The following is a 22,230-nucleotide window of genomic DNA, read 5'->3' on the forward strand; positions in this document are numbered from 1 at the left end:
AATAAAAATAATTTATTTTTTAAATTTACGTGATATTAGACAAAATAGCCCTAATGCAAAAATAGCCATTGTTGATGGTTCTGGAATATTTGCTCCTGGGCCTGTACCATCAGGTACACTTGAGATCCCTGTAATATCAAATAAACCAGCCTCACTCATAGTGTCAACACAACAACCGGTACCTGTAAATAATCCCCATGAGCCATTCCCTAGAACAAGAGGGCCCGTAGAAAACCAATCATTTTCACTGCTGTTATTCGACCAATGATTGGTATCTATAGCATATCCATCCAATATTCCTGCAGTTACAAGTGCATCATTCTGAGTAGTGTTACCGCCCATATCATTGATTACATTTGTCCATTGAAATAACTGCCAAGAGGCTGTGTTCTGAGATGCTGCTGAAAGGGTATTATCCCAAACCCCAATGCGTACACCACCATTATCTGAATATGCAGTTGCCTGGTTACTATGCCAATGTTGGCCATACATCGATATAGTGCCATCACCTAAATCTTTCCAACCAAATGCAATAAGATGTGCATTTGCAATGTTAGTTAAGCTGTAAGTAGCTAATATTAATCCTGCTAAAATAATTTTAAATTTCATAATAATTACTCCCTTTTATTTAATATCTACATCCAATATCTACATCGTTTTTATCATGAGTACTTTTTAATTTGACAGATGGATTTGAACTGGATTATTTGACTTTTAAAGGCATCATTAAACTTTACTTAGGTTAAGTGTTTTAACTCTTAACCTAAGGCACTTAACATAGGCGCCCTCTGATCAAATTTGCATTAAACATACCAATTAAAACGATAAAGTATTTAATCGAGGAGCTATTTACTCATTAGAGGTATTGGCTAAAATTTGTTTTTTTTAATTTCTTTTTTTAAACAGTAAGTTGAATTTATCTCAACTTTAGAAAACTATTTTTTAATTTCTATAAATGAATTGCTCAGGAAAATTTTAAGTGTTTTTTTCAAAAAAAAGATAAAAAATGAAAATAATGCAAAAAAAATCGACATATTGACGATTTTCTTAGTTTTAATTGAGAAAGCAAAGACATTTGACGCAACTAAAAAGCCAATAAAACACCATAAAAATGTTAAAATGGTGTTAATAAAACATTAATAAAATACTAATTATCAAAAATGTAATTATATTTTGTCGAACTAAAACTGTTACTATATTGTAAAAAACACTGACATTAATTACATTTTTAAAACGGTAGAGAGTTGTATATTGAATTTTTCTAAGTCGTATGGGAGAGTTTACGAGTTAAGTTTTTAAAGCGAAAAAGGGGGCTATAACGACTTATAAATAAAATCACTTATAGTTGTTCCCAAAGCCCCTATAATTATTAAAATACTATTACAATTTGATTTTTTTGAGATAATCTCTAACAGTACTCTCTGATACCCCTATCTCATCAAAAATCATTTCTGCAATAGCATTTTTTGATATTCGAGGAAACTTTGCTCTTAATTTTTTAGCTTTCTCTTTAGTCGCTTTTACCCTTTCTTCTTTAATTGCTATTTTGTGCTCAGTAGCCTCACTAGTTGAGGACGCGCCAGCCATAATATAATTTTCAAAGTAAGCTTCTCCCATTAACAATCCACACCCAAACAGCATCTGAGAAGCGAGTAACGCTTTCTCAAAATCATTTTCTAAGCGGTGTGCAAATATAGCTAACGCGATAAATACTAGCTGAGAAGTTATTATTAGCTCCATATTCCCTTCGGTAGTACCTCTTACTTTAAGATAAGTTCCAATGGAATACTTATGGCCTTGATATTCATATAAATTAAAAATATTACCATCAATATTAAACTTATCTAATTGAATAGCGATCATGTTCATTGGTGAAGTATCACTGTAATGATTTAATAGTTCGGGCATTTCTGCTGCAATTCTTTTTAATAAATTCAATTCACTTTTACTATTAGTTTCAAATTCAACAATTAATTTTGAAGTTAATTTATTAAACTCTAATTCATATAATCCATCTCGACCACTTTTAGTCTTTGAATATTTTGTTTCTAATACAGGTATGCCAAATACTTCTTGGATTCAGATTATAAGTGCACTTTGCCAATGAATATCAAAGTTCCGAAAATAGTTATTTGGAATGTTTGGGTGGGGAAAAATATAACCGTCTATATTTCTAAATTTCATTAGTTCAGTAATGTTAACGTCAATATTCGCTGCTCGCCATTCTTAGTATTAGGCAAGTGAGCAGTTTTAGCTTTGAAATTTATATCTCTCCATTTCAACGTCAGCATTTCAGAACGTCTGGCACCCGTTGTGATAGCCATTAAAATTAAAAGGTATAATTGGTCCCAATTTGATTTTTTTGCACAGGAAAATAAGCTTGATAGTTCACCATCATTCAAAAACCGAGTTCTAGCATTATTTTCAGTGTATTGACGAATGCCTTTTACGGGATTGTAATCTATATCAAATTCATCAGACAAATAGGCATACAAAGAGCCTATCGCAGCTTTATATCTATTCAATGTTGCAGGAGCCTTCTCATTAGATAAAGCCTTTAGCTCTTCTTTAATTTGTTGGCGTGTAACTTTACCAACAGGCTTGTCACCAAATATAGAAGTCCAATACTTTAAACGTTGCTGTTTACTTGGGTCTTTTCCGGTATCTTGATCTAGGAGTTTTGTAACAGCTTCAGAAAAAATTAAAGTGGTTAAAATATGATTTGTTAAACTATTTGCTAGATCATTATCCACCAGCAATAACGCTTCAAATTTTTGAGCATCTTTTGTTATTTTGAATGATTTAGATATACGTTTACCTTCTCGCATAAACTCTACGCGATAAGTTGTATTTTTTTTGCCCTTACGAGCTTGAAGAGTTGCCATTGTATTTCCTTTTACGCCAAATTACGCCAAAAACGTAACTGAATATCAGGAAACAAAACTATGTTGACTTGTAACTTACCTTTAACTAGTTGACTAGACTAGGAAAAAATATGGTGCCCGAGGACGGACTTGAACCGTCACTCCTCTCGGAAACGGATTTTGAATCCGTCGCGTCTACCAATTTCACCACTCGGGCTGAGTTGAGAAAGGATTATACCTATGCATTATCCACAAACAAGCATTTTCATTCACAAAAGGTGCAAGCGCTCAAAAACCAATCAATTCAATGCTAAATACCTTAGGATAGATTCAAATAACCTCTTCTAATCTCCGTCAATGTCTAAAAATAAACCCTAATTCCAATCAGATTCGCATTCATCCACATTTACCGCTTCAATTGAGGTGTTTCCAAAGTTGCAAAAAGGACCTGATACTTTAACTTACTGATATTAAAGTGCATTACGTTATTTCAACACTAAGCAGGTTAAATAAATAAAATGCCAAGCGATGAGTCATTTGATACACTCTTTTTTCACATCGTTAAGGAGAACATCATGGCCAAGGGTAATCATAAAAAGTCACCGCAGTTGAGTTTAGCCGAGCAATATCAAGCTTGTGAACGCGCATCGTTCTTTAAACGTTTTGGTGCTTACCTTTATGATCTTTTTGCACTTGCTGCAGTATTAATGTTAGCGACGGTGATAGCACTGCTAGCTGTAGTAGTCGCTAATAAATTAGCATTGATTGATTTAAGTTTATATCAAGATACGGCTGATTATTTAGGTCATAGCATGATTTTTCTGGCTTATTTGAGTGCGGTTATTATCGGATTTTATTGTTATTTTTGGAGTCAGGCTGGTCAAACCATTGGCATGAAAGCTTGGCGTTTACGAGTTCAAAATAGTGACGGTAGCAATATCAGTTTCACGCAATCTGTGATCAGATTATCTACTTCTGCTTTTGGTTTAGGCAATATCATGGCATTGCTAAAAGATCGTAATGCTTTCCAAGACTTATGGGCAGAATGTGAAGTAGTCACACTTAGTAAAGAATTAAATAATTGGAAAGGTTTTAAAGGCATGGCCTTTATGGATGAGAAAGAAGAGTCAAAATAGCTTTTCTAAACCACCTCGATTACAACGAACTTTAGTTAAACAACATGTTTATTTAAAGTTCGTATCTGCAATACTATTCAAAAAAACAAGTAGCTAACCAGCAAGGGTAAAGAGAGTACCAAAGTATAAAACGGAGCTCAAAACCTTTTAACCGGCTATTGCATTAACAAACAATACTTAAAAAAATAGCGACTTAAAACAGAGTTTGATTGTCATTGAAAAAGTGTAAAAGTTGCTATTACTATTTTCATAACACGCTCCTTTTAACCCTCCCCCTATATTGAGCGCGAAGCCTATAACTACACCTATATTAGTTCGATAACTTAAACCTTAGGTTCAAATAAAAATCATAGTTCTAAAAATATTTTCACTTATAGCTCATAGATACAGATCATAGGCATAGGCGATAAAAGAGCGCTTACATTAATGGTTAACTTTGTTTTCGTAATAAATACATCGCAATGGTTAATACTAATATACTAGGTAACAGCGCGCCTAGAATAGGTGGCAGGCCAAATACTAAGCTAGCGGGTCCAAATAACTCGCCGGAAACATGGAATGCAAAGCCGCTGGCAATGCCAAATATTAAACGAGTCCCCATAGCAACTGTTCTTAACCCACCAAAAATAAACGAGACTGACAATAACATCATCACCACGACGGTAAATGGTAATACAGCTTTACGCCAAAAAGTAAGCCAGTAGCGGCTTGCATCTTGCTCATTGGTTTCTAGATAATTGATATAACTATAGATATCTTGCATCGACATTTTATCGGGCTCACTAATAATCACCTCTAATTTTTTAGGTGTTAAGTCTGTTTTCCAAATATAAGCGACCAATTTTTCAACTGTTGTTTTATCGTCAAAAAAGTTAGTTTTACTGACGCCTTGCAATAACCAAGATCCCTGTTGATAAAATGCTCTGTTAGCCAAAATGGCATAATCGAGAGTTAAATCTTTAGTGAAAAAATAAAGTTGTACGTTGTATAACTCAGCTTTGCTATTCATTCGTCCAATACTGACAAATGAGTCTGCATCTTTCGCCCAGATGCCATATTTATTTTCTACTCGCTCGGTGCCATTTCTTAACTGATCGCGCATAAAATAAGCTTCTTTATCGGTTTTAGGCGCGACAAACTCTCCCAAGAGCATGACAGCAATAACCATTGGGATTGCAGTTTTTAATACCGATGATGCGATTCTAAACTTAGACATACCCGCAGCTTGCATAACTACCAGCTCACTACTACTAGCCAAAGAGCCTAAACCAATTAAGGCGCCAATTAATGCTGCCATTGGGAAAAATAGGGCAATTTCTACTGGCATTTTTAGTAACACAAAATAAGCTGCAGAAAGGACATCGTAATCACCTTTGCCGACGCTTTTCATCTGCTCAACAAATTTGATGATGCTACTTAAACCAATTAATACAAATAAGCTTAAAAATGTTGCTGCAAAAATAGTGCGACCAATGTATCTATCTAAAATGCCCATTTATTTATCCGCCTGCTGTGTTAACTTAATCGCTTTCGTTTTTTTAGGCTTAATATTGAATTTACCTATTGTTTGCAAATGCAACACAACCCCAATAGCGAAGAACAGAATTTGTACGGCCCATATTCCAAAGTAAGGGATAGTACCTTCTTCGATCATACTTTTTGCTGCACTTAATAATAAGAAAAAGGTTAAATATAATGCTAATGCTGGCAATAGTTTTGCATAACGCCCTTGGCGAGGATTAACCTTTGCCATCGGCACAGCCATAAAAGTAATAAGCAATATAGACACTGGAATTGCGATACGCCATTGCAATTCTGCTTGTGAGCGCGCATCTTTCATACCAATTAGTTGACTAGTAGGTAACGCTTCTACACCACGTTTTTTACTTTCAACTTCTGCATTCACAATATGTACTTGGTAAGTTGAGAATTGTGTATTTTCAAATTCGTTATCGCCAACAATGCCGGCATAACGCTGACCATTTTTTAAGGTTAACCAAGTGCCGTCTTTTTTATCTTCCACTTGCCCTGTTTTGGCAGTGATCACAGATGGCGATATGTCGTTTTCTTTTGGCCAGTGGGCAGCAAACACATTAATTAAATTTTTACCTTCTGCATATTTTTCAACATACACAACACCACCGTTACCAGACGATTTATGAAAACGCCCTTCGATTAAGGTTGCAGTGCCAGCATTAGACTCAGCTTCTTCGATCACTGTCATCATTTTATCTTCAGCTGTGGGTGCTAAATATAAGCTATTGAAACTTGCAAAAACGAAGGTTAACAATGATAAGGCTAATGTTGCTTTGAGCACTTTGTTAGGACTATATCCGCAAGAAGTTAGCGCTACCATTTCACTTTCGCTGTGTAAGCGGCCATGTGCAAATAGGATCGCGAGATAAAAGCTGATCGGCAACATCAAAGTGCCTAACGTGGGTAAATTCAAATATAAAACAGTTAAAACTAAGTCTGCCGGGATCACGCCATTGATGGCTTGAGCGAGAATAGTAATAAATTTTTGACTGACGAATATTAAGATTAAAACAAAGAGGACGCCAACTTGGCTTTTAAATGTTTCTAACATTAAATAACGAAGAATTATCAAGCTGATCTCCAGTGTAAAATAAGATGCTACAAAAGACGGTAAAATAGTGGATTAAGCAATCAATTTCGGTAAAATTGCTATTTTAGTAAGTTTATATTACGTTTCAAGATCCACAATGGCTTATGATAACTGCATTTTTACGAAAATAGCACAGTTAATCTCAATATAATCGTTTTAAGGATACATATGGAATTTCTAGTTAAAAGTGGTAGCCCAGAAAAACAACGCAGTGCATGCATTGTTGTTGGTGTCTTCGAACCTCGTCGTTTATCACACGCTGCTGAAGTATTAGATGAAATCAGCGAAGGTTATTTAAGTGCATTATTACGCCGTGGTGACATCGAAGGTAAAGTAGGACAAGTGTTATTTTTACACCATGTCCCTAATGTATTAAGTGAGCGCGTTTTATTAGTTGGCTGTGGCAAAGAACGAGAGCTAACTGAAACGCAATACAAGCAAATTATAGAAAAAACCATCACTACTTTAAATGATACAGGTGCATTAGAAGCGGTTTGTTTCTTATCAGAGTTACATATTAAAGGCCGCGATAGCTATTGGGCGGTTCGTCAAGCAGTAGAAGCAACACAAGATAGTTTATACAGCTTTGACCAATTCAAAACGACTAAAGATAGCGCGCGTCGTCCATTACGTAAACTGACCTTTAATATTCCAAGTCGCAAAGAATTAGCACGTGCCGAACTTGCATTACAACATGGAATGGCCGTTGCTGCTGGTATGAAGCTATGTAAAGATTTAGCTAACATGCCTCCTAATATTTGTACTCCTTTGTATTTAAGCCAACAAGCACAAGAGTTGGATCAACGTTTTGACAAAATCACTACCGACGTTGTTGATACTGAGCAAATGCAAGCGTTGGGCATGAATAGTTATTTGGCTGTAGCACAAGGTTCTGCGAACCCTGCTTATATGTCAGTGATTAATTACCAAGGCGGTCCTACAGACCAAAAGCCTATTGTCTTAGTCGGTAAAGGGTTAACCTTTGACTCAGGCGGTATTTCATTAAAACCAGGCGCAGGCATGGATGAAATGAAATACGATATGGGCGGCGCAGCATCAGTATTTGGTGCACTACAGGCTATCGCACAGTTGGATCTTCCGATTAATGTCATTGGTGTGATTGCTGGTGCTGAAAATATGCCATCAAGTAAAGCTTACCGCCCTGGTGATATCTTAACCACCATGTCGGGACAAACTGTTGAAGTATTAAATACCGATGCCGAAGGCCGTTTAGTATTGTGTGATGCATTAACCTATGTTGAACGCTTTAATCCTGAATGTGTTGTGGATATTGCGACCTTAACTGGTGCATGTATCATGGCCTTAGGTCATAACATCAGTGCATTAATGAGCCCTCATAAAGGCTTGGTGCATGAGATATTAAGTGCTTCCAACCAATCTGCCGATAAAGCTTGGCAACTACCAATGGATGATGAGTACCAAAAGCAGTTAGATAGTCCATTTGCAGATATGGCTAATATTGGTGGTCGTCCTGCTGGTTCAATTACTGCCGCTTGTTTCTTATCACGCTTTACTAAGGCTTACACTTGGGCACATTTAGATATCGCTGGTACAGCGTGGCGTTCAGGTGCGAACAAAGGGGCTACCGGTCGTCCTGTTTCATTACTTACGCAGTTTGTGATCAATCGTAGTGAACAAGAATCAGCGGAACTCGACGCGTAAATGCACATGATAAAAAAAAGCATGGGTCTATAATGAGCCAAGTCCTCTTTTATATACATGCAGAAGATGGCCCGACGGCGATAACTGATGCAAGTTTGCCAGCACATTTTGCGCAAGCTTGCCAGCTCGCGGCTTATTATTATCAGCAAAATAAAAAAGTATTTATTTATACTGAAAACCAGCAGGATGCATTTACTGTTGATGAATATTTGTGGCAATTTGATGGCGATAGTTTTGTGCCACATAATTTGATAGGTGAAGGACCACGTTATGGTTCACCTGTCGAAATTAGTTGGCTGGCACCACAGCACCCGCGTGCTGTATTGATTAATCTCAGCCAAAACATTCCGGAGTTTAATCTAAACTTCCAACAAATTATTGATTTTGTGCCAGCACAAGAGCAGTTAAAAATTAATGCGCGAGTGCGCTATAGTGCTTATAAAAAATTAGGCCACACCCTATCTACTCAAGATGTGTTAAACACATCTCAAGAGTCCACTAACCAGACAGAAGATAAATGATGGAAAAGACATACAACCCGAGTGCGATTGAGCAAAAAAATTACCAAACATGGGAAGAAAAAGGTTATTTCAAACCACATGGTGATACTGATAAAGAGAGTTTCTGTATCATGATCCCGCCCCCAAATGTTACGGGTAGTTTACACATGGGACATGCTTTCCAAGATACGATCATGGACACATTGATCCGTTACCAACGTATGCAAGGTAAAAATACACTTTGGCAAATGGGAACGGACCACGCAGGTATTGCGACGCAAATGGTCGTTGAGCGTAAACTTTTTGCAGAAACAGGCCAAACACGCAAAGAGTTAGGTCGTGAAACATTTATCGATAAAATCTGGGATTGGAAAGCAGAGTCAGGTGGCAATATTTCGCGTCAAATGCGCCGTTTAGGAACTTCTGTGGATTGGGACCGTGAACGTTTTACCATGGATGATGGCCTTTCTGAAGCGGTTAAAAAAACCTTTGTTGATTTATACAATGACGATTTGATCTACCGTGGTAAGCGCTTAGTTAACTGGGATCCTAAATTACATACTGCGATTTCTGATCTAGAAGTAGAAAACAAAGATGTTAAAGGTTTTATGTGGCATTTCCGTTATCCATTAGCAAACGGTGTAAAAACAGCAGATGGTAAAGATTACATTGTTGTGGCGACTACTCGTCCTGAAACAGTATTAGGTGATACCGGTGTTGCCGTTAATCCAGAAGATCCTCGTTACAAAAATCTCATTGGTAAAACGATTCTATTACCTTTTGTTAACCGTGAAATTCCAATTCTAGGCGATGAACATGCCGATATGGATAAAGGTACAGGCTGTGTAAAAATTACACCTGCACATGACTTTAATGACTATGAAGTGGGTAAACGTAACAAACTACCTATGATCAACGTATTGACCTTTGATGCATGTATTCGTGAAAGCGCTGAAGTATTTAATACCAACGGTGAAAAGAGTGATGATTACCCAAGTGATTTACCAGCACAATTCCAAGGTTTAACCCGTGAAGCTGCCCGTAAATTAGTCGTTAGTGAGTTAGATGCATTAGGTTTATTAGAAGAAGTTAAAGATCACGATTTAACAGTACCTTACGGCGACCGTGGCGGTGTAGTGATTGAACCAATGTTAACAGATCAATGGTATGTACGTGTTGCTCCGCTGGCTAAAACAGCTACTGAAGCAGTAGCAAACGGTGATATTAAATTTGTTCCACAACAATATGAGAATATGTACAACTCATGGATGAATGACCTTAATGACTGGTGTATCTCTCGTCAACTATGGTGGGGTCACCGCATTCCAGCTTGGTACGATGAAGCAGGTAAAGTTTACGTTGGACATGATGAAGCAGCAGTTCGTGCAGAACATAATTTAGATGATAGCGTTGTATTAAGCCAAGATGACGATGTGTTAGATACTTGGTTCTCTTCTGGTTTATGGACGTTCTCTACACTAGGTTGGCCAAACCAAACCATGGATCTCAAAACCTTCCACTCTACTGATGTATTGGTAACGGGTTTTGATATTATTTTCTTCTGGGTTGCGCGTATGATCATGATGACCATGCACTTTATGAAGAATGAAGATGGTACGCCACAGGTACCATTCAAAACCGTTTATGTGACCGGGCTTATCCGTGATGAAAATGGCGATAAAATGTCTAAATCTAAAGGTAATGTATTAGATCCTTTAGATATGATTGATGGGTTAGATCTTGAAAGCTTAGTGACTAAACGTACTGGTAACATGATGCAACCACAACTTGCAAAGAAAATCGAAAAAGACACTCGTAAAACCTTCGCTAATGGTATTGAGGCACACGGTACCGATGCACTACGTTTCACACTAGCAGCAATGGCATCAACGGGTCGTGATATCAACTGGGATATGAATCGTCTTGAAGGTTACCGTAATTTCTGTAACAAGTTATGGAATGCAAGCCGTTATGTATTAATGGATGCAGAAGAGCAAGACTTTGGTTTTGGTGATAACAAAGCAATGCAATTTAGCCTTGCAGATCGTTGGATCCAAGGTCAATTACAAAATATGATCAAAGAATTCCGTCAAGCATTAGATACCTACCGTTTCGATATCGCAGCCAATATTTTATACGATTTTATCTGGAATGAATTCTGTGGTTGGTATTTAGAATTAACCAAACCTGTTTTATTCAAAGGAAGTGAAGAGGAGCAGCGTGGTACACGTAATACATTAATCAATGTATTAGAAACGTTATTACGTGTTGCACACCCAATGCTACCGTTTATGACGGAAGAGATTTGGCAACGTGTTAAAGCAATCACAGGTCAAGGTGGTGATACCATCATGCTTGAAGCTTACCCAGAATATGATGCTGCACAGGTTGATGAACAAGCTGTTGCTGACCTTGAATGGGTTAAGAAAGTGATTGATGCGGTTCGTAACATTCGTGGTGAAATGGATATTAGCCCGAAAGTGCCACTTAACGTGTTAGTGAAAAATGCAAGTGCAGAAGATACGCGTCGCTTTGCTGATAACGAAGCTTTCTTGGGTGCATTAGCAAAATTAGAAACCGTTACCTTTGTTGCGGAAGGCAAAGAAACACCAGCTTCCGTTACTGCACTAGTGGGTGAATTAGAATTATTGATCCCGATGGCTGGTTTGATTGATGCTGAAGCTGAGCTAGCACGTCTAGCGAAGCAGCTCGAAAAAGCGAAAAAAGAGTTAGATAAAGTATCAGGCAAACTCAGTAACGAGCGTTTTGTTAGTAATGCACCTGAAGCGGTTATTATTAAAGAAAAAGCAAAGCAGGCTGAATACCAAACAACCTGTGACAAGTTGAATGCACAAATTGAGATAATTAAAGCATTGTAATACTAATCGCTATCATCCTATGATATTGGTTCAACATAAATAATAAAAAGGGAGCTTGAAATAAGCTCCCTTTTTTATACCGCTATTTTTAATAGCAATCCTTATTTATGCAGTTCTTTATTTCAAAAATTTTATCTATTTAGAATTTTAAATTATCTTGTAACTTTATGGTTGAGCTGATCTATACAGCACCATAAAAACATAATATTCATCATCAAAATAACAAATAAAAGCAGCCCAATCAAAACCTTAGCATTTATTTAACAAACCATTAAATATATAAAGCTCAACCATAAAAACTCCCCTACACTGCTTCTTCCTTGACCACCTCAACTAGAATTTTAATGATATTATTATGCACAACCTAAAACACTTTATGCTGTTGATATTGTTATTGGGAACTTTTCCTTCATCAGTTAACGCCCAAGATCAACGACATCAACTCCCTCCTGAAAAAATTATTGTTTGGCGTCATACCATCGATAATCCTTCTGCGATCATCATGGACACATTAACAAGAGCACTTGATATTACCCGTGATGAATATGGCGACTATGAAATTATTCCCTCCATGCAAATGGAACAAGGGCGAGCCGTTAAAAGATTATCCAAGGAATATAAAGGCAAACTAGATATAGCCTATTTCCCTACGACTAAAGAGCGAGAGGAACATGCAATTCCTATTCGCATTCCTCTACTTGGCGGGTTAATGGGATATCGATTATGTTTGATTAAAGAAAATAACCAATATAAGTTTTCTAATATTAATGACATACAAGACTTTATTGACCAAGGTTTAAGTATAGGACAACATCAAGACTGGCCAGACAGTACAATATTAAGAAACAATGGGTTAAAAGTAAGTACTACACACAAATATTCTTTATTGTTTGAGCAATTAAATAAACAACGTTTTGATTGTTTCTTACGTGGCGTCAATGAGATCAATGACGAATATATTCAGCATTCGAATGCACGCTTTGCAATTGAAAATAGCTTATTAATACACTATCCCTATTTGACCTTTTTCTTCGTCAATGAACAACGTCCTGAATTGGCTGAAAGGCTGACAATAGGGTTAACACGCTTACAAGAAAATGGCACATTAGCCAAACTGTTAGATTATTACTACAAGGATCGCCTTGACAAGCTACATTTATACAGCCGTAAAATTATCTACCTTAATAATAGCCTGTTATCGGAGCAATCATTACAATCAATGACAGTCATACCTTGGTTATAACTACTCTTATATAAGTAATGGTGATTATCCCTACAATATCGGTAACAATTGTAACCAGTACAACATCTTCAATAGTAAAAACACTACAGAGAGTAATAGCAATAAAATTGGATTGTACTTAATGGTAGAACTTAAGATCCTATTTATTGGCTAATTTATCCGCTTGCAATGCACCATAAAAGTGCGCCATATCAAGTTAATGCACCTAATTTCTTCATTATCGATAAAAAAATAACTATCATATAGTGGAATTCTTTCTATCTAACTGTTTTAAAATATATTTACTTTAATGGCTCAAATTATGCTTAATTTTTATTTATGATCTTTAAGCAACCTAGGCTACTATAGCGACCTTTCCAACCTATTGATTAATTGAGTAAATTACAAACAATTATAAATAAGAAGCTAACAGCGAGATAAACTACTTAATAGCGTAAATATTAAGCGATTTATGCTTCAACTTATTTATTAGTTAATAGAAAGAGTATTTTGGGAATCAAGTGAACGATGTTAATTTTATTGTAGAAATTCAGTCTTTAATGGTATTGCTTCTAATTAAAAATAGATGTTTTCTAAGTAGATCGCACATTAAAGTATTAGTTTCGTTTTACTGATAAATTTACTGTATACATAACAAGCTTAAACAAAGTATTAAAATAAATTAAACAAAGGAACTTATATATGTTTATTAAAAAAATAGCGCTTACAGCAATCGCTGGCGCAACTCTAATGGCCACATCAGCAATCGCTGAAACTAAACATGTTGTAATTGGCACCGGCGGCCAAACAGGCGTTTATTATCAAGTAGGTGGTGCAATTTGTCGCTTAGTAAATAAAGGATCTGCTGAGCACGAAATCAACTGTACGCATAAAACAGGTGGTTCTGTAACAAATATCAATGGTCTTCGTTCTGGTGACTTAGATATGGGTGTTGCGCAATCAGATTGGCAATACCATGGTTACAATGGTACAGCGCCAGAGCAATTCCCTAACGGTGCTTTTAAAGAGTTACGTGCAGTATTCTCAGTACATCCGGAACCGTTCACGGTTGTTGCTCGAGCAGACTCTGGTATCAAAACATTTGCAGACCTAAAAGGTAAAAAAGTAAATGTTGGTAATCCAGGTTCTGGCCAACGAGGCACAATGGAAGTATTAATGGGAAAAATGGGCTGGACAATGGACGATTTCGCTGTTGCTTCAGAGCTTAAATCATCAGAACAAGCTGCAGCTTTATGTGATAGTAAAGTTGATGCAATTATCTTTACAGCGGGTCATCCAAACGGTTCAATCAAAGAAGCAACTACTTCTTGTGATGCAATCTTAATCCCTGTTGATAATGCAGAAGCACAAAAACTAGCTGCTGATAATCCATACTATGCAATGACATCTATTCCAGGTGGCATGTATAAAGGAACTGATACAGATACAACAACATTTGGTGTTGCTGCAACATTTGTAAGTTCAACAAAAACAGACTCTGAAACCATTTACCAAATGGTAAAAGCTGTATTTGAAAACTTTAAACGCTTTAAGAAAATGCACCCTGCTTTTGCTCACTTAAAAGAGAGTGACATGATCAGCAAAAACTTATCAGCACCTTTACATGATGGCGCTGTTCGTTACTACAAAGAACGTGGTTGGATGTAATCCGTTAAGTTAATAAAGTAACCTCAAAGCAGAAGTTTGTTACTTCTGCTTTGTTCGTTTTAAAAGCGAATATACCCAAGCCATTTTCATTTAATCAAAAAGCTTAATCAAACAATAAAATGAATGTTGTTTGGGTATAAATAAAGACAATAACAACAAACAATACCATCAAACATTACACTGTATTTTAGATAGGACATTCACTATGAATCAACACAGTCCCAGTGACACACAAATGAGTGATGAAGATTTACAAGATCTTGTTGCTTCTAACGATACAGGCGGACGAAATCCGACTAACAATAACGTATTAAAGCTAATGGCTGGCGTTGCACTCGTCTGGTCACTATTTCAAATTTGGATAGCATCACCACTTCCCTTCACTATTGGATGGGGTGTTTTCTCAAGTAGTGAGGCACGTTCTATTCATTTAGGCTTTGCTTTATTTCTTGGCTTCTTAGCTTACCCAGCCTTTAAAAACTCCCCTCGTGACCATATTCCAATGGCTGACTGGTTGTTGGCAGGTTTAGGTTGTTTATGTGCGCTTTATCCATTTTTAGCAGACTCTTCGTTAGCGGAGAGTCTATTCGGTATGCGTTTAAGTAACCGTCCTAGTGCACCGAAACCTTTCGATATTGCCGTTGCGATAGTCGGAATGTTGATATTACTAGAAGCAACAAGGCGTGCCCTCGGTCCACCACTGATGGTGGTTGCAATGGTCTTCCTTTGTTATACCTTTTTAGGTCCTTACGCGCCTGAGCTTATTGCTTGGAAAGGGTCTACTTTTGGCGGAATAATGGATCATCAGTGGTTATTCTCTGAAGGTGTTTTTGGTATTGCTTTAGGTGTATCCACCGACCTTGTATTCCTATTTGTATTATTCGGCGCTTTATTAGATCGTGCTGGTGCAGGTAACTACTTCATTAAAGTTGCTTTTTCATTAATGGGACACCTTCGTGGTGGACCAGCAAAAGCTGCAGTTGTAGCATCTGGTATGACCGGACTGATATCAGGCTCATCAATTGCGAACGTGGTAACAACAGGTACCTTTACAATTCCAATGATGAAGCGAGTAGGTTTCTCTTCAGAAAAAGCTGGAGCGATTGAAGTCGCCTCCTCTGTAAACGGTCAAATAATGCCACCAGTAATGGGGGCGGCTGCCTTCTTAATGGTGGAATATGTCAATATTCCGTATTTTGATGTGGTTAAACATGCCTTTTTACCAGCAATTATTTCTTATATTGCTTTAGTTTATATCGTTCATTTAGAAGCGATGAAATTAAACATGCAAGGTTTGACTCGAGAAGATAGCGGTAAGTCAGTTAAAGATGTGTTGATATCTTGGGCAATGACACTACTACCAATTATTGCATTAGCCGGTGGAGCTTATTACTTATCTGAGCTTTATCACTTACTCGCAACTCCTCAAGCTCGTCTTGCGGCAGTGATTGCAGTGATCGCAATACAGTATGGTGTTTTAAAAACTGTCAAAGCAAAAGTCAGCGAAGAAAAAATTGCCAAAACGATTTCAACCGGAGCGATTGTATTAGGTAATATAGTGATTGGTGCTTTTGCACTGTTCTTTTTAATTAACACATTAAAAGAGAATGTTGACTCAGAAATGATGGTTTGGGTTGTCTCTGTTTTAGTACTTGTTGCCTACCTTATACTTACAAAAATTAGTTCCGCTTATCCTGACCTAGTAATGGATGACCCGAACTCACCGGTATTAACATTGCCTGAAACAGGTCCTACGGTGAAATCTGGATTACACTTTTTATTGCCAGTTGTTGTGTTGATCTGGTGTTTAATGATCGAGCGTAAATCGCCAGGGCTTTCTGCATATTATGCAACAGCCTTAATGATATTTATTCTTCTAACGCAACGTTTCCTGTTTGCCTTCTATCGTAAAGCGGACACAAGCAATAAATTTAAACTTGGTTTTAATGAGTTAACTGATGGTTTGATCATGGGCGCGCGAAACATGATTGGTATTGCGATTGCGACAGCAGCAGCGGGTATTATCGTTGGAGCCGTATCGCAAACCGGTGTTGGTTTAAAATTAGCAGCGCTAGTAGAGTACCTCTCTATGGGCCATATTATGCTAATGTTGCTTTGGACAGCCGTGCTGAGTTTAATCTTAGGCATGGGCTTACCAACCACAGCAAACTACATTGTCGTATCGTCATTACTTGCTCCAGTTATTGTTAGCCTTGGCCAACAAAATGGACTCATTGTTCCGTTAATTGCGGTACATATGTTTGTATTTTACTTTGGTATTATGGCCGACGTAACTCCCCCCGTAGGGCTCGCATCCTTTGCTGCTGCTGCGGTGTCAGGGGGGGATCCAATGAAGACCGGCTTTATTGCCTTCTTCTATTCACTGCGTACTGCGTTGTTACCTTTCCTGTTTATTTTTAATACTGATTTATTGTTAATCGATATTAACTTTACACAGGGCATATTTATATTTATTACCGCCACCATGGCGATGTTGATATTTACTGCGGGTACGCAAGGTTACTTCATGTCGAAGTCTAAATTATGGGAATCTTTTGCGCTAATTATCATTGCGTTCACATTATTCCGCCCAGGCTTCTGGATGGATTATGTTGTGCCACCATACGAAGAGCGTGCAGGTAGTGAGTTAGTATCTGCGATGGCAGAGGTCGCCCCCGGCACAGAGCTTCGTATTTTAGTTGACGGCCAAAATGACGTCGGAGATCCAGTGACATTAACGATGTTAATGATCGTAGGTGAAGGTGAAACAGGCGAAGATCGTATTGAGGACTATGGATTAGAGTTACTCGCTCAAGATGATGGTTCAATAATGGTTGATGGTGTTGGATTTGATAGTACTGCTGAAAAAGCTGGCTTCGATTTTGACCAAATTATTGTTGATGTAGGTATTCCGGCTGAGCGCCCAAGCAAAGAGTGGTTCTATATTCCTGCACTGCTTTTATTATGGTTTATTGTTGTTATACAACGTAGACGTCGAGATCTAGAAGCGGATAAAGCACCTGAAAAAAAGAGTATTAATGTATAAGTAATAGGTCATTTTTATGACCTATTTTCTGACTACTTGCACTTGAATCTAAGCCTTGATTAGCATGCTAATCGAGGCTTTTTTGTTTTAGTTAAGTCAACCTGACTACATTAGTTTGTAATCATAAAATTAGTGCACTCTCGTTTCACGTACTCTGCTTGGGAATGCATATTTTTGTACTGATGAGCTCGCTTGAAGTTTTAACTCGTCTTCGCTCGTAGTGGCGTTTTCTCATTATTAGCCGTGATTTCCCCCTGTCGGTGGTACGCCTTTCTCTTATCAGAAAAGAAAGGAGGAAAAGAGACTGACACCGAATCGTTTTCTGATCCAAGCTGAGGTTTTACATCAACATTGAGTTATTGATTTATTGTGGTTGAATGCAATATGTATTATTACAGTTTAATCTCGTCTCAGATGCTCTGGTTGGAAGCCTATAGTTTTTGAACTATCGTGATAGACGAGTCAATTTAAGCATCGCTAACAGTTATTTTCCCAGATAGCAGCTTCTCCTGCTTACTATTCCAATTGCTCATACCCCTTCACTTTAATTACTTTGTCTGTTCAGTAAAAATAGAACAAAATCGGGATTACTTTCTTCTATAACCAAGCGACTTGCGGGTACTTACTTGTTCAAGTAATTGGGTATATACAACAAGGGTTATCCGCTAATGACACATGTATTTCATCGCCACTGCCATGCCAAACTTCCTTCTATTGCTTCGGGCGAAGGGGTTTATTTATTTGATACTGAAGGTAAGCAATATTTAGATGGTTGCGGAGGTGCTGCTGTATCTAATTTAGGACATAACCACACCGCTGTTAAAGATGCGATTAAACAACAGCTCGATGCTATACCATTTGCGCATACAGGCTTTTTTACTAACCAAGTTAGTGAAGATCTGGCTACGTTATTAACTGACTTAGCCCCCGATCCTCTTAATCATGTTTATTTTGTTAGCGGCGGTTCAGAAGCTGTAGAGTCTGCATTAAAAATGGCTCGACAGTATTTTGTTGAAATAGGAAAGCCACAAAAAACACAGTTCATTGCAAGACGACAAAGTTATCATGGTAATACATTAGGAGCACTAGCTGTTGGTGGTAATGAATGGCGCAAGGAACCTTTTAGACCCTTACTTTCCTCTGTTCATCATATCTCGCCTTGTTACGCCTATCGTGACCAAGGTGACAATGAGACAGAGTTAGATTATTCAATGCGCGTCGCCAATGAGCTAGAAACAAAGATACTTGAAGTTGGTGCAGACAATGTGATGGCATTTGTGGCTGAGCCAGTAGTCGGAGCAACCACGGGAGCGGTGCCTGCAACGGAAGGCTACTTTAAACGTATACGTGAAATTTGTGACCAATATGATGTACTTTTAATTCTTGATGAAGTGATGTGTGGTATTGGCCGCACCGGGACTTTTTATGCATTTGAACAAGATAAAATAATTCCTGACTTAGTAACTATCGCCAAAGGACTAGGTGCAGGTTACCAACCTATCGGTGCAGTGGTTGCTAGCAGTAAAATTTATGATGCTATCGCTAATGGCAGTGGATTTTTTCAACATGGCCATACCTTTATGGCTCACCCGATGGCATGTGCATCGGCCTTAGCAACCATCAATACGATTCTAAATGAACATTTATTAGATAAAGTGACCGAACAAGGCGAAAAGCTAAAAAATAAACTTGAAGTAGCACTTCAGCCTTTGCCTTATGTCGGTGATATAAGAGGACGAGGACTCTTTTTAGGTGTTGAATTAGTAGCAGATAAATTAACAAAAACGCCGCTAGCAAGCAGTACTGAAGCGAATAAAAAAGTAAAAAATATTGCAATGCAACATGGCTTAATGTGTTATCCAATGGCAGGGACTATAGACGGAAAACAAGGTCATCATATTTTAATTGCTCCTCCTTTTATCATTAATGATGAACAACTAGATGAATTAGTCAGTAAACTAACCTCTGCTTTAATTGAAGCAGCTAAGGCATGGGGATAAATATGCAATATATTGATAATAAAGCAGCGATTATTGTTGCTCCTAATGGCGCAAGAAAAACAAAACAAGATCATCCTGCTTTGCCAATAACAACCGCAGAGATCGTTGCTGACGTGATTGCATGTCGAGATGCAGGCGCAGCCATGGTGCATTTACACGCAAGGGATAAAAATGGCCTACATTCTTTGGCTATTGACGATAACCTATTAACTCAAGAAGCACTCAAAACCGCGGTTGGTGACAGTGTTATAGTGCAACTAACCACTGAAGCTATTGGCCAATACACACCGCAACAGCAAATGCAGCTAATTAAAGAAACAACACCTGAAGCAGCTTCGTTTGGGCTCAATGAGCTTATTCCCGATGACTCTTATTTACCTGAGGCAGAAAAATTTTTCAACTGGGTTGCTGATAGCGGCATGATTGCACAATATATTTTGTATTCGGCAGAAGATTTAACACGTTATTTTAGTTTAATTAAACAGGGAATCTTGCCTAATAAAAACCATCATTTATTATTTGTTTTAGGCCGATACCATAAAGATTTATTATCTTCACCTAGGGACTTATTGCCATTTTTAAAGCAACCTGATTTTAAGCAATTAATGGAAAGTGGTGATAAACGTTGGGCTGCTTGTGCCTTTGGGCCTAGTGAGCAAAAGTGCTTAACAAGTGCCATGCTAATGGGCGGGGATATTCGAGTAGGGTTTGAAAATAACCTACATAATAGCCATGGCGCAAAAGCACATAGCAATGCACAACAAGTAACGGATATTAAAGCATTAACAAGTTTACTGAATATAGACCTTCATGACGCACACAGCTTTCGTAAAGCTTTATTGAGTTAAGCTAGCTTAGGTTGAGTTAGGTTAAACTGAGTTGAATTAAGTTAAGCCGAGTAAGATTAAGCTAAATGAACTTAACTCTTAAAAACGCCAAAATCACAACCTTCAAGTCGAAAAAGAAAGTGTTGATGCTTATATTGATGTTCAGCACTTTTTTATTTAACTTTTTAATACAGCCTTTTCATTGTTTTTTTCTTCACCTAGCCTAGCTGCTTTAATTACAATCTTTGCCCAAACAATGGTTTAACCAACGACTAAATTCATAAATTTTTCTGGAAGAGAGCCTATAGCTAGGTATAAAGACATAATAACCATAACTGGTTTGCATCGATAAATTAAGAGGATTAACTAAATCGCCACTTTGTAACGATCCTTCGACCATAAAATCGGGTAGGAGAGCAAGGCCTAAACCATCTTTTGCCGCTTCTAAAGACATATAAAAATGCTCAAACCCAGTGGCACTATATTGACTGTTATAAACTAACCCTTTGTATTTTTTAAATTGCTCCCAGAGGTGAGGACGAGTGATATGCGGGATCAAGGTTTGCTTTTTAATATCTTCAATACAAGTTATTGGATTATTCATCATTAACTTGGCAGAAGCGACTAATACAAGGCGCTCACGTCGTAACAAAGTCGCATTTTCATAATGTTGTGAGATAGGCAGGCAACGAATAGAAAGGTCGCTATCGCCGTTAGTTTGATTGATTAGACCATCACCGGTTTTAATGCTGACTTGGATTTTGTTGTTTAAATGATGGAACGCTTCAATACGAGGAACTAACCATAAGCTTGCAAATGAAGGCGTTACATTTAATGTCAGTACTTCTTGAGCATGATCTTTTGTGCTCAAACTCGTGGTTGCATATTGAATTATTTCGAGGGCTTCAATGATTTTAGGAAGATAACTCTCACCCGCCGAAGATAATTTAATACCATTAAGGTGTCGACTGAATAGAGGTTGTTGTAATTGTTGCTCTAACACCGATATTTGTTTGCTCACAGCACCTTGAGTAACAAACAACTCTTTTGCCGCTTTTGAAAAACTCAAGTTATTAGCTACGGCAACAAAGGTTCGTAAAGCTTTTATTGAGGGTAAGTTAGCTTCATTAAGCATCACGTTTCACCATACGAACAAGTAATGTTAGGCAGAGGAATTAACAAAGAAGCAATAGCATTAAAATTTAGCCGCTCATCTATCTGATTAAAGATAAACGACCTCATTATTGCAATAGAAATTAACCTTGTGGTTTTACAACTAACACATGCACAGGTGAGTTTTGTACCACTTTACTCGCAACAGAACCTAACATAACCTTATCTACTTTTGAACGTTTATGGCTAGGCATAATGATCAGATCTACTTTTAATTTTTCTGCATATTTGATGATCGTTTTATATGCTTTACCTTCTGCAACATAGGTTGTGTAATCAATTTTTTCTTTCATTTGTGATTCAGCAAATTTAGCCAACTGTGTTTTTATATCGGCTTTCATTTTTTGTGCTGCATCTTTAGGAAAGTAAGTCGCAACCATCGACATATGCACGCCTGGTAAAACGGTTAAAAGATGTATATGGGCATCGGTATTTTTACCATACCAAATAGCGAGTTGCACAGCTTTATCTGAAAAGCCTTTTTCATTTAAATCGATAGGAACAAGGATATTTTTATACATAATTTTTACTCTTATTTTGGAGTAGCAGAATCTGAATTTTACGTAACAAGTATATGAACAATACTGTCATATAGAAAGGGAAAGT

General features: G+C 37.5%; 16 protein-coding genes and 1 tRNA gene. 9 read left to right on the forward strand and 8 right to left on the reverse strand.

Going from position 1 to position 22,230, the window contains the following annotated elements; all coding sequences use genetic code 11:
- Positions 1 to 12 precede the first annotated feature (12 nt).
- From MT390_RS09895 to MT390_RS09910, 4 genes are all read right to left on the reverse strand, one after another.
- The gene (locus tag MT390_RS09895) at positions 13 to 609 is read right to left on the reverse strand and encodes a PEP-CTERM sorting domain-containing protein (protein WP_499440905.1); all 597 of its coding nucleotides are present in this window, start codon (positions 607 to 609) and stop codon (positions 13 to 15) included.
- A gap of 771 nt (positions 610 to 1,380) precedes the next feature.
- A complete protein-coding gene (locus tag MT390_RS09900; protein ID WP_499440906.1) occupies positions 1,381 to 1,938 on the reverse strand; it encodes a hypothetical protein in 558 nt (185 codons plus the stop codon).
- A 245-nt stretch (positions 1,939 to 2,183) separates the two neighbouring features.
- Entirely contained in the window at positions 2,184 to 2,885 is a 702-nt protein-coding gene (locus MT390_RS09905) for a tyrosine-type recombinase/integrase (protein ID WP_499440907.1), read from the reverse strand.
- 111 nt (positions 2,886 to 2,996) lie between these two features.
- A tRNA-Leu gene (locus tag MT390_RS09910) sits at positions 2,997 to 3,081 on the reverse strand.
- Positions 3,082 to 3,439: 358 nt separating this feature from the next.
- Between MT390_RS09910 and MT390_RS09915 the strand changes: the two genes are divergently transcribed.
- Entirely contained in the window at positions 3,440 to 4,000 is a 561-nt protein-coding gene (locus tag MT390_RS09915) for an RDD family protein (protein WP_166372716.1), read from the forward strand.
- Positions 4,001 to 4,430: 430 nt separating this feature from the next.
- Here MT390_RS09915 and lptG read toward each other — a convergent pair whose 3' ends face one another.
- Together lptG and lptF are read right to left on the reverse strand one after the other, a co-directional pair.
- On the reverse strand, positions 4,431 to 5,495 hold the full coding sequence (gene lptG, locus MT390_RS09920; RefSeq protein WP_499440908.1) for an LPS export ABC transporter permease LptG: 1,065 nt from the start codon (positions 5,493 to 5,495) through the stop codon (positions 4,431 to 4,433).
- On the reverse strand, positions 5,496 to 6,608 hold the full coding sequence (gene lptF, locus MT390_RS09925; protein ID WP_499440909.1) for an LPS export ABC transporter permease LptF: 1,113 nt from the start codon (positions 6,606 to 6,608) through the stop codon (positions 5,496 to 5,498).
- 186 nt (positions 6,609 to 6,794) lie between these two features.
- Here lptF and pepA point away from each other — a divergent pair, with 186 nt between their 5' ends.
- From pepA to MT390_RS09965, 8 genes are all read left to right on the forward strand, one after another.
- Positions 6,795 to 8,309: a leucyl aminopeptidase gene (gene pepA / locus MT390_RS09930; protein ID WP_166372713.1), complete on the forward strand. Its 1,515-nt coding sequence runs from the start codon at positions 6,795 to 6,797 to the stop codon at positions 8,307 to 8,309.
- Between the two features lie 32 nt (positions 8,310 to 8,341).
- Complete coding sequence (locus MT390_RS09935) at positions 8,342 to 8,830, forward strand: DNA polymerase III subunit chi (protein WP_166372712.1); 489 nt, start codon at positions 8,342 to 8,344, stop codon at positions 8,828 to 8,830.
- On the forward strand, positions 8,830 to 11,688 hold the full coding sequence (locus MT390_RS09940; protein WP_499440947.1) for a valine--tRNA ligase: 2,859 nt from the start codon (positions 8,830 to 8,832) through the stop codon (positions 11,686 to 11,688). Before MT390_RS09935 ends, MT390_RS09940 begins: the two co-directional genes overlap by 1 nt.
- Positions 11,689 to 12,043: 355 nt before the next feature.
- Positions 12,044 to 12,931 (forward strand): transporter substrate-binding domain-containing protein, encoded by an 888-nt coding sequence (locus MT390_RS09945; protein WP_499440911.1) that lies wholly within the window; start codon positions 12,044 to 12,046, stop codon positions 12,929 to 12,931.
- Between the two features lie 681 nt (positions 12,932 to 13,612).
- Positions 13,613 to 14,578 carry a TAXI family TRAP transporter solute-binding subunit gene (locus MT390_RS09950; RefSeq protein ID WP_299661982.1) on the forward strand — a complete coding sequence of 322 codons (966 nt, stop codon included), beginning with the start codon at positions 13,613 to 13,615 and terminating at the stop codon, positions 14,576 to 14,578.
- 205 nt (positions 14,579 to 14,783) lie between these two features.
- Positions 14,784 to 17,624: a TRAP transporter permease gene (locus tag MT390_RS09955; protein WP_499440913.1), complete on the forward strand. Its 2,841-nt coding sequence runs from the start codon at positions 14,784 to 14,786 to the stop codon at positions 17,622 to 17,624.
- A gap of 668 nt (positions 17,625 to 18,292) precedes the next feature.
- Positions 18,293 to 19,624, forward strand: a complete 1,332-nt coding sequence (locus MT390_RS09960) for an aspartate aminotransferase family protein (protein ID WP_499440915.1) — start codon at positions 18,293 to 18,295, stop codon at positions 19,622 to 19,624.
- Positions 19,615 to 20,472, forward strand: coding sequence for a beta-keto acid cleavage family enzyme (locus tag MT390_RS09965; RefSeq protein WP_499440916.1), 858 nt, complete (start codon positions 19,615 to 19,617; stop codon positions 20,470 to 20,472). The genes MT390_RS09960 and MT390_RS09965 overlap by 10 nt, the downstream gene beginning before the upstream one ends.
- Positions 20,473 to 20,683: 211 nt before the next feature.
- Here the strand turns inward: MT390_RS09965 and MT390_RS09970 are convergent, their stop codons facing one another.
- Together MT390_RS09970 and MT390_RS09975 are read right to left on the reverse strand one after the other, a co-directional pair.
- Positions 20,684 to 21,586 carry a LysR substrate-binding domain-containing protein gene (locus MT390_RS09970; protein WP_499440917.1) on the reverse strand — a complete coding sequence of 301 codons (903 nt, stop codon included), beginning with the start codon at positions 21,584 to 21,586 and terminating at the stop codon, positions 20,684 to 20,686.
- 121 nt (positions 21,587 to 21,707) lie between these two features.
- Positions 21,708 to 22,145 (reverse strand): universal stress protein, encoded by a 438-nt coding sequence (locus tag MT390_RS09975; protein ID WP_028869018.1) that lies wholly within the window; start codon positions 22,143 to 22,145, stop codon positions 21,708 to 21,710.
- Positions 22,146 to 22,230: the final 85 nt, after the last annotated feature.

Origin of the sequence: Vibrio sp. 2-Bac 85, assembly GCF_037546705.1 — a bacterium.
GTDB lineage: Bacteria > Pseudomonadota > Gammaproteobacteria > Enterobacterales > Psychromonadaceae > Psychromonas.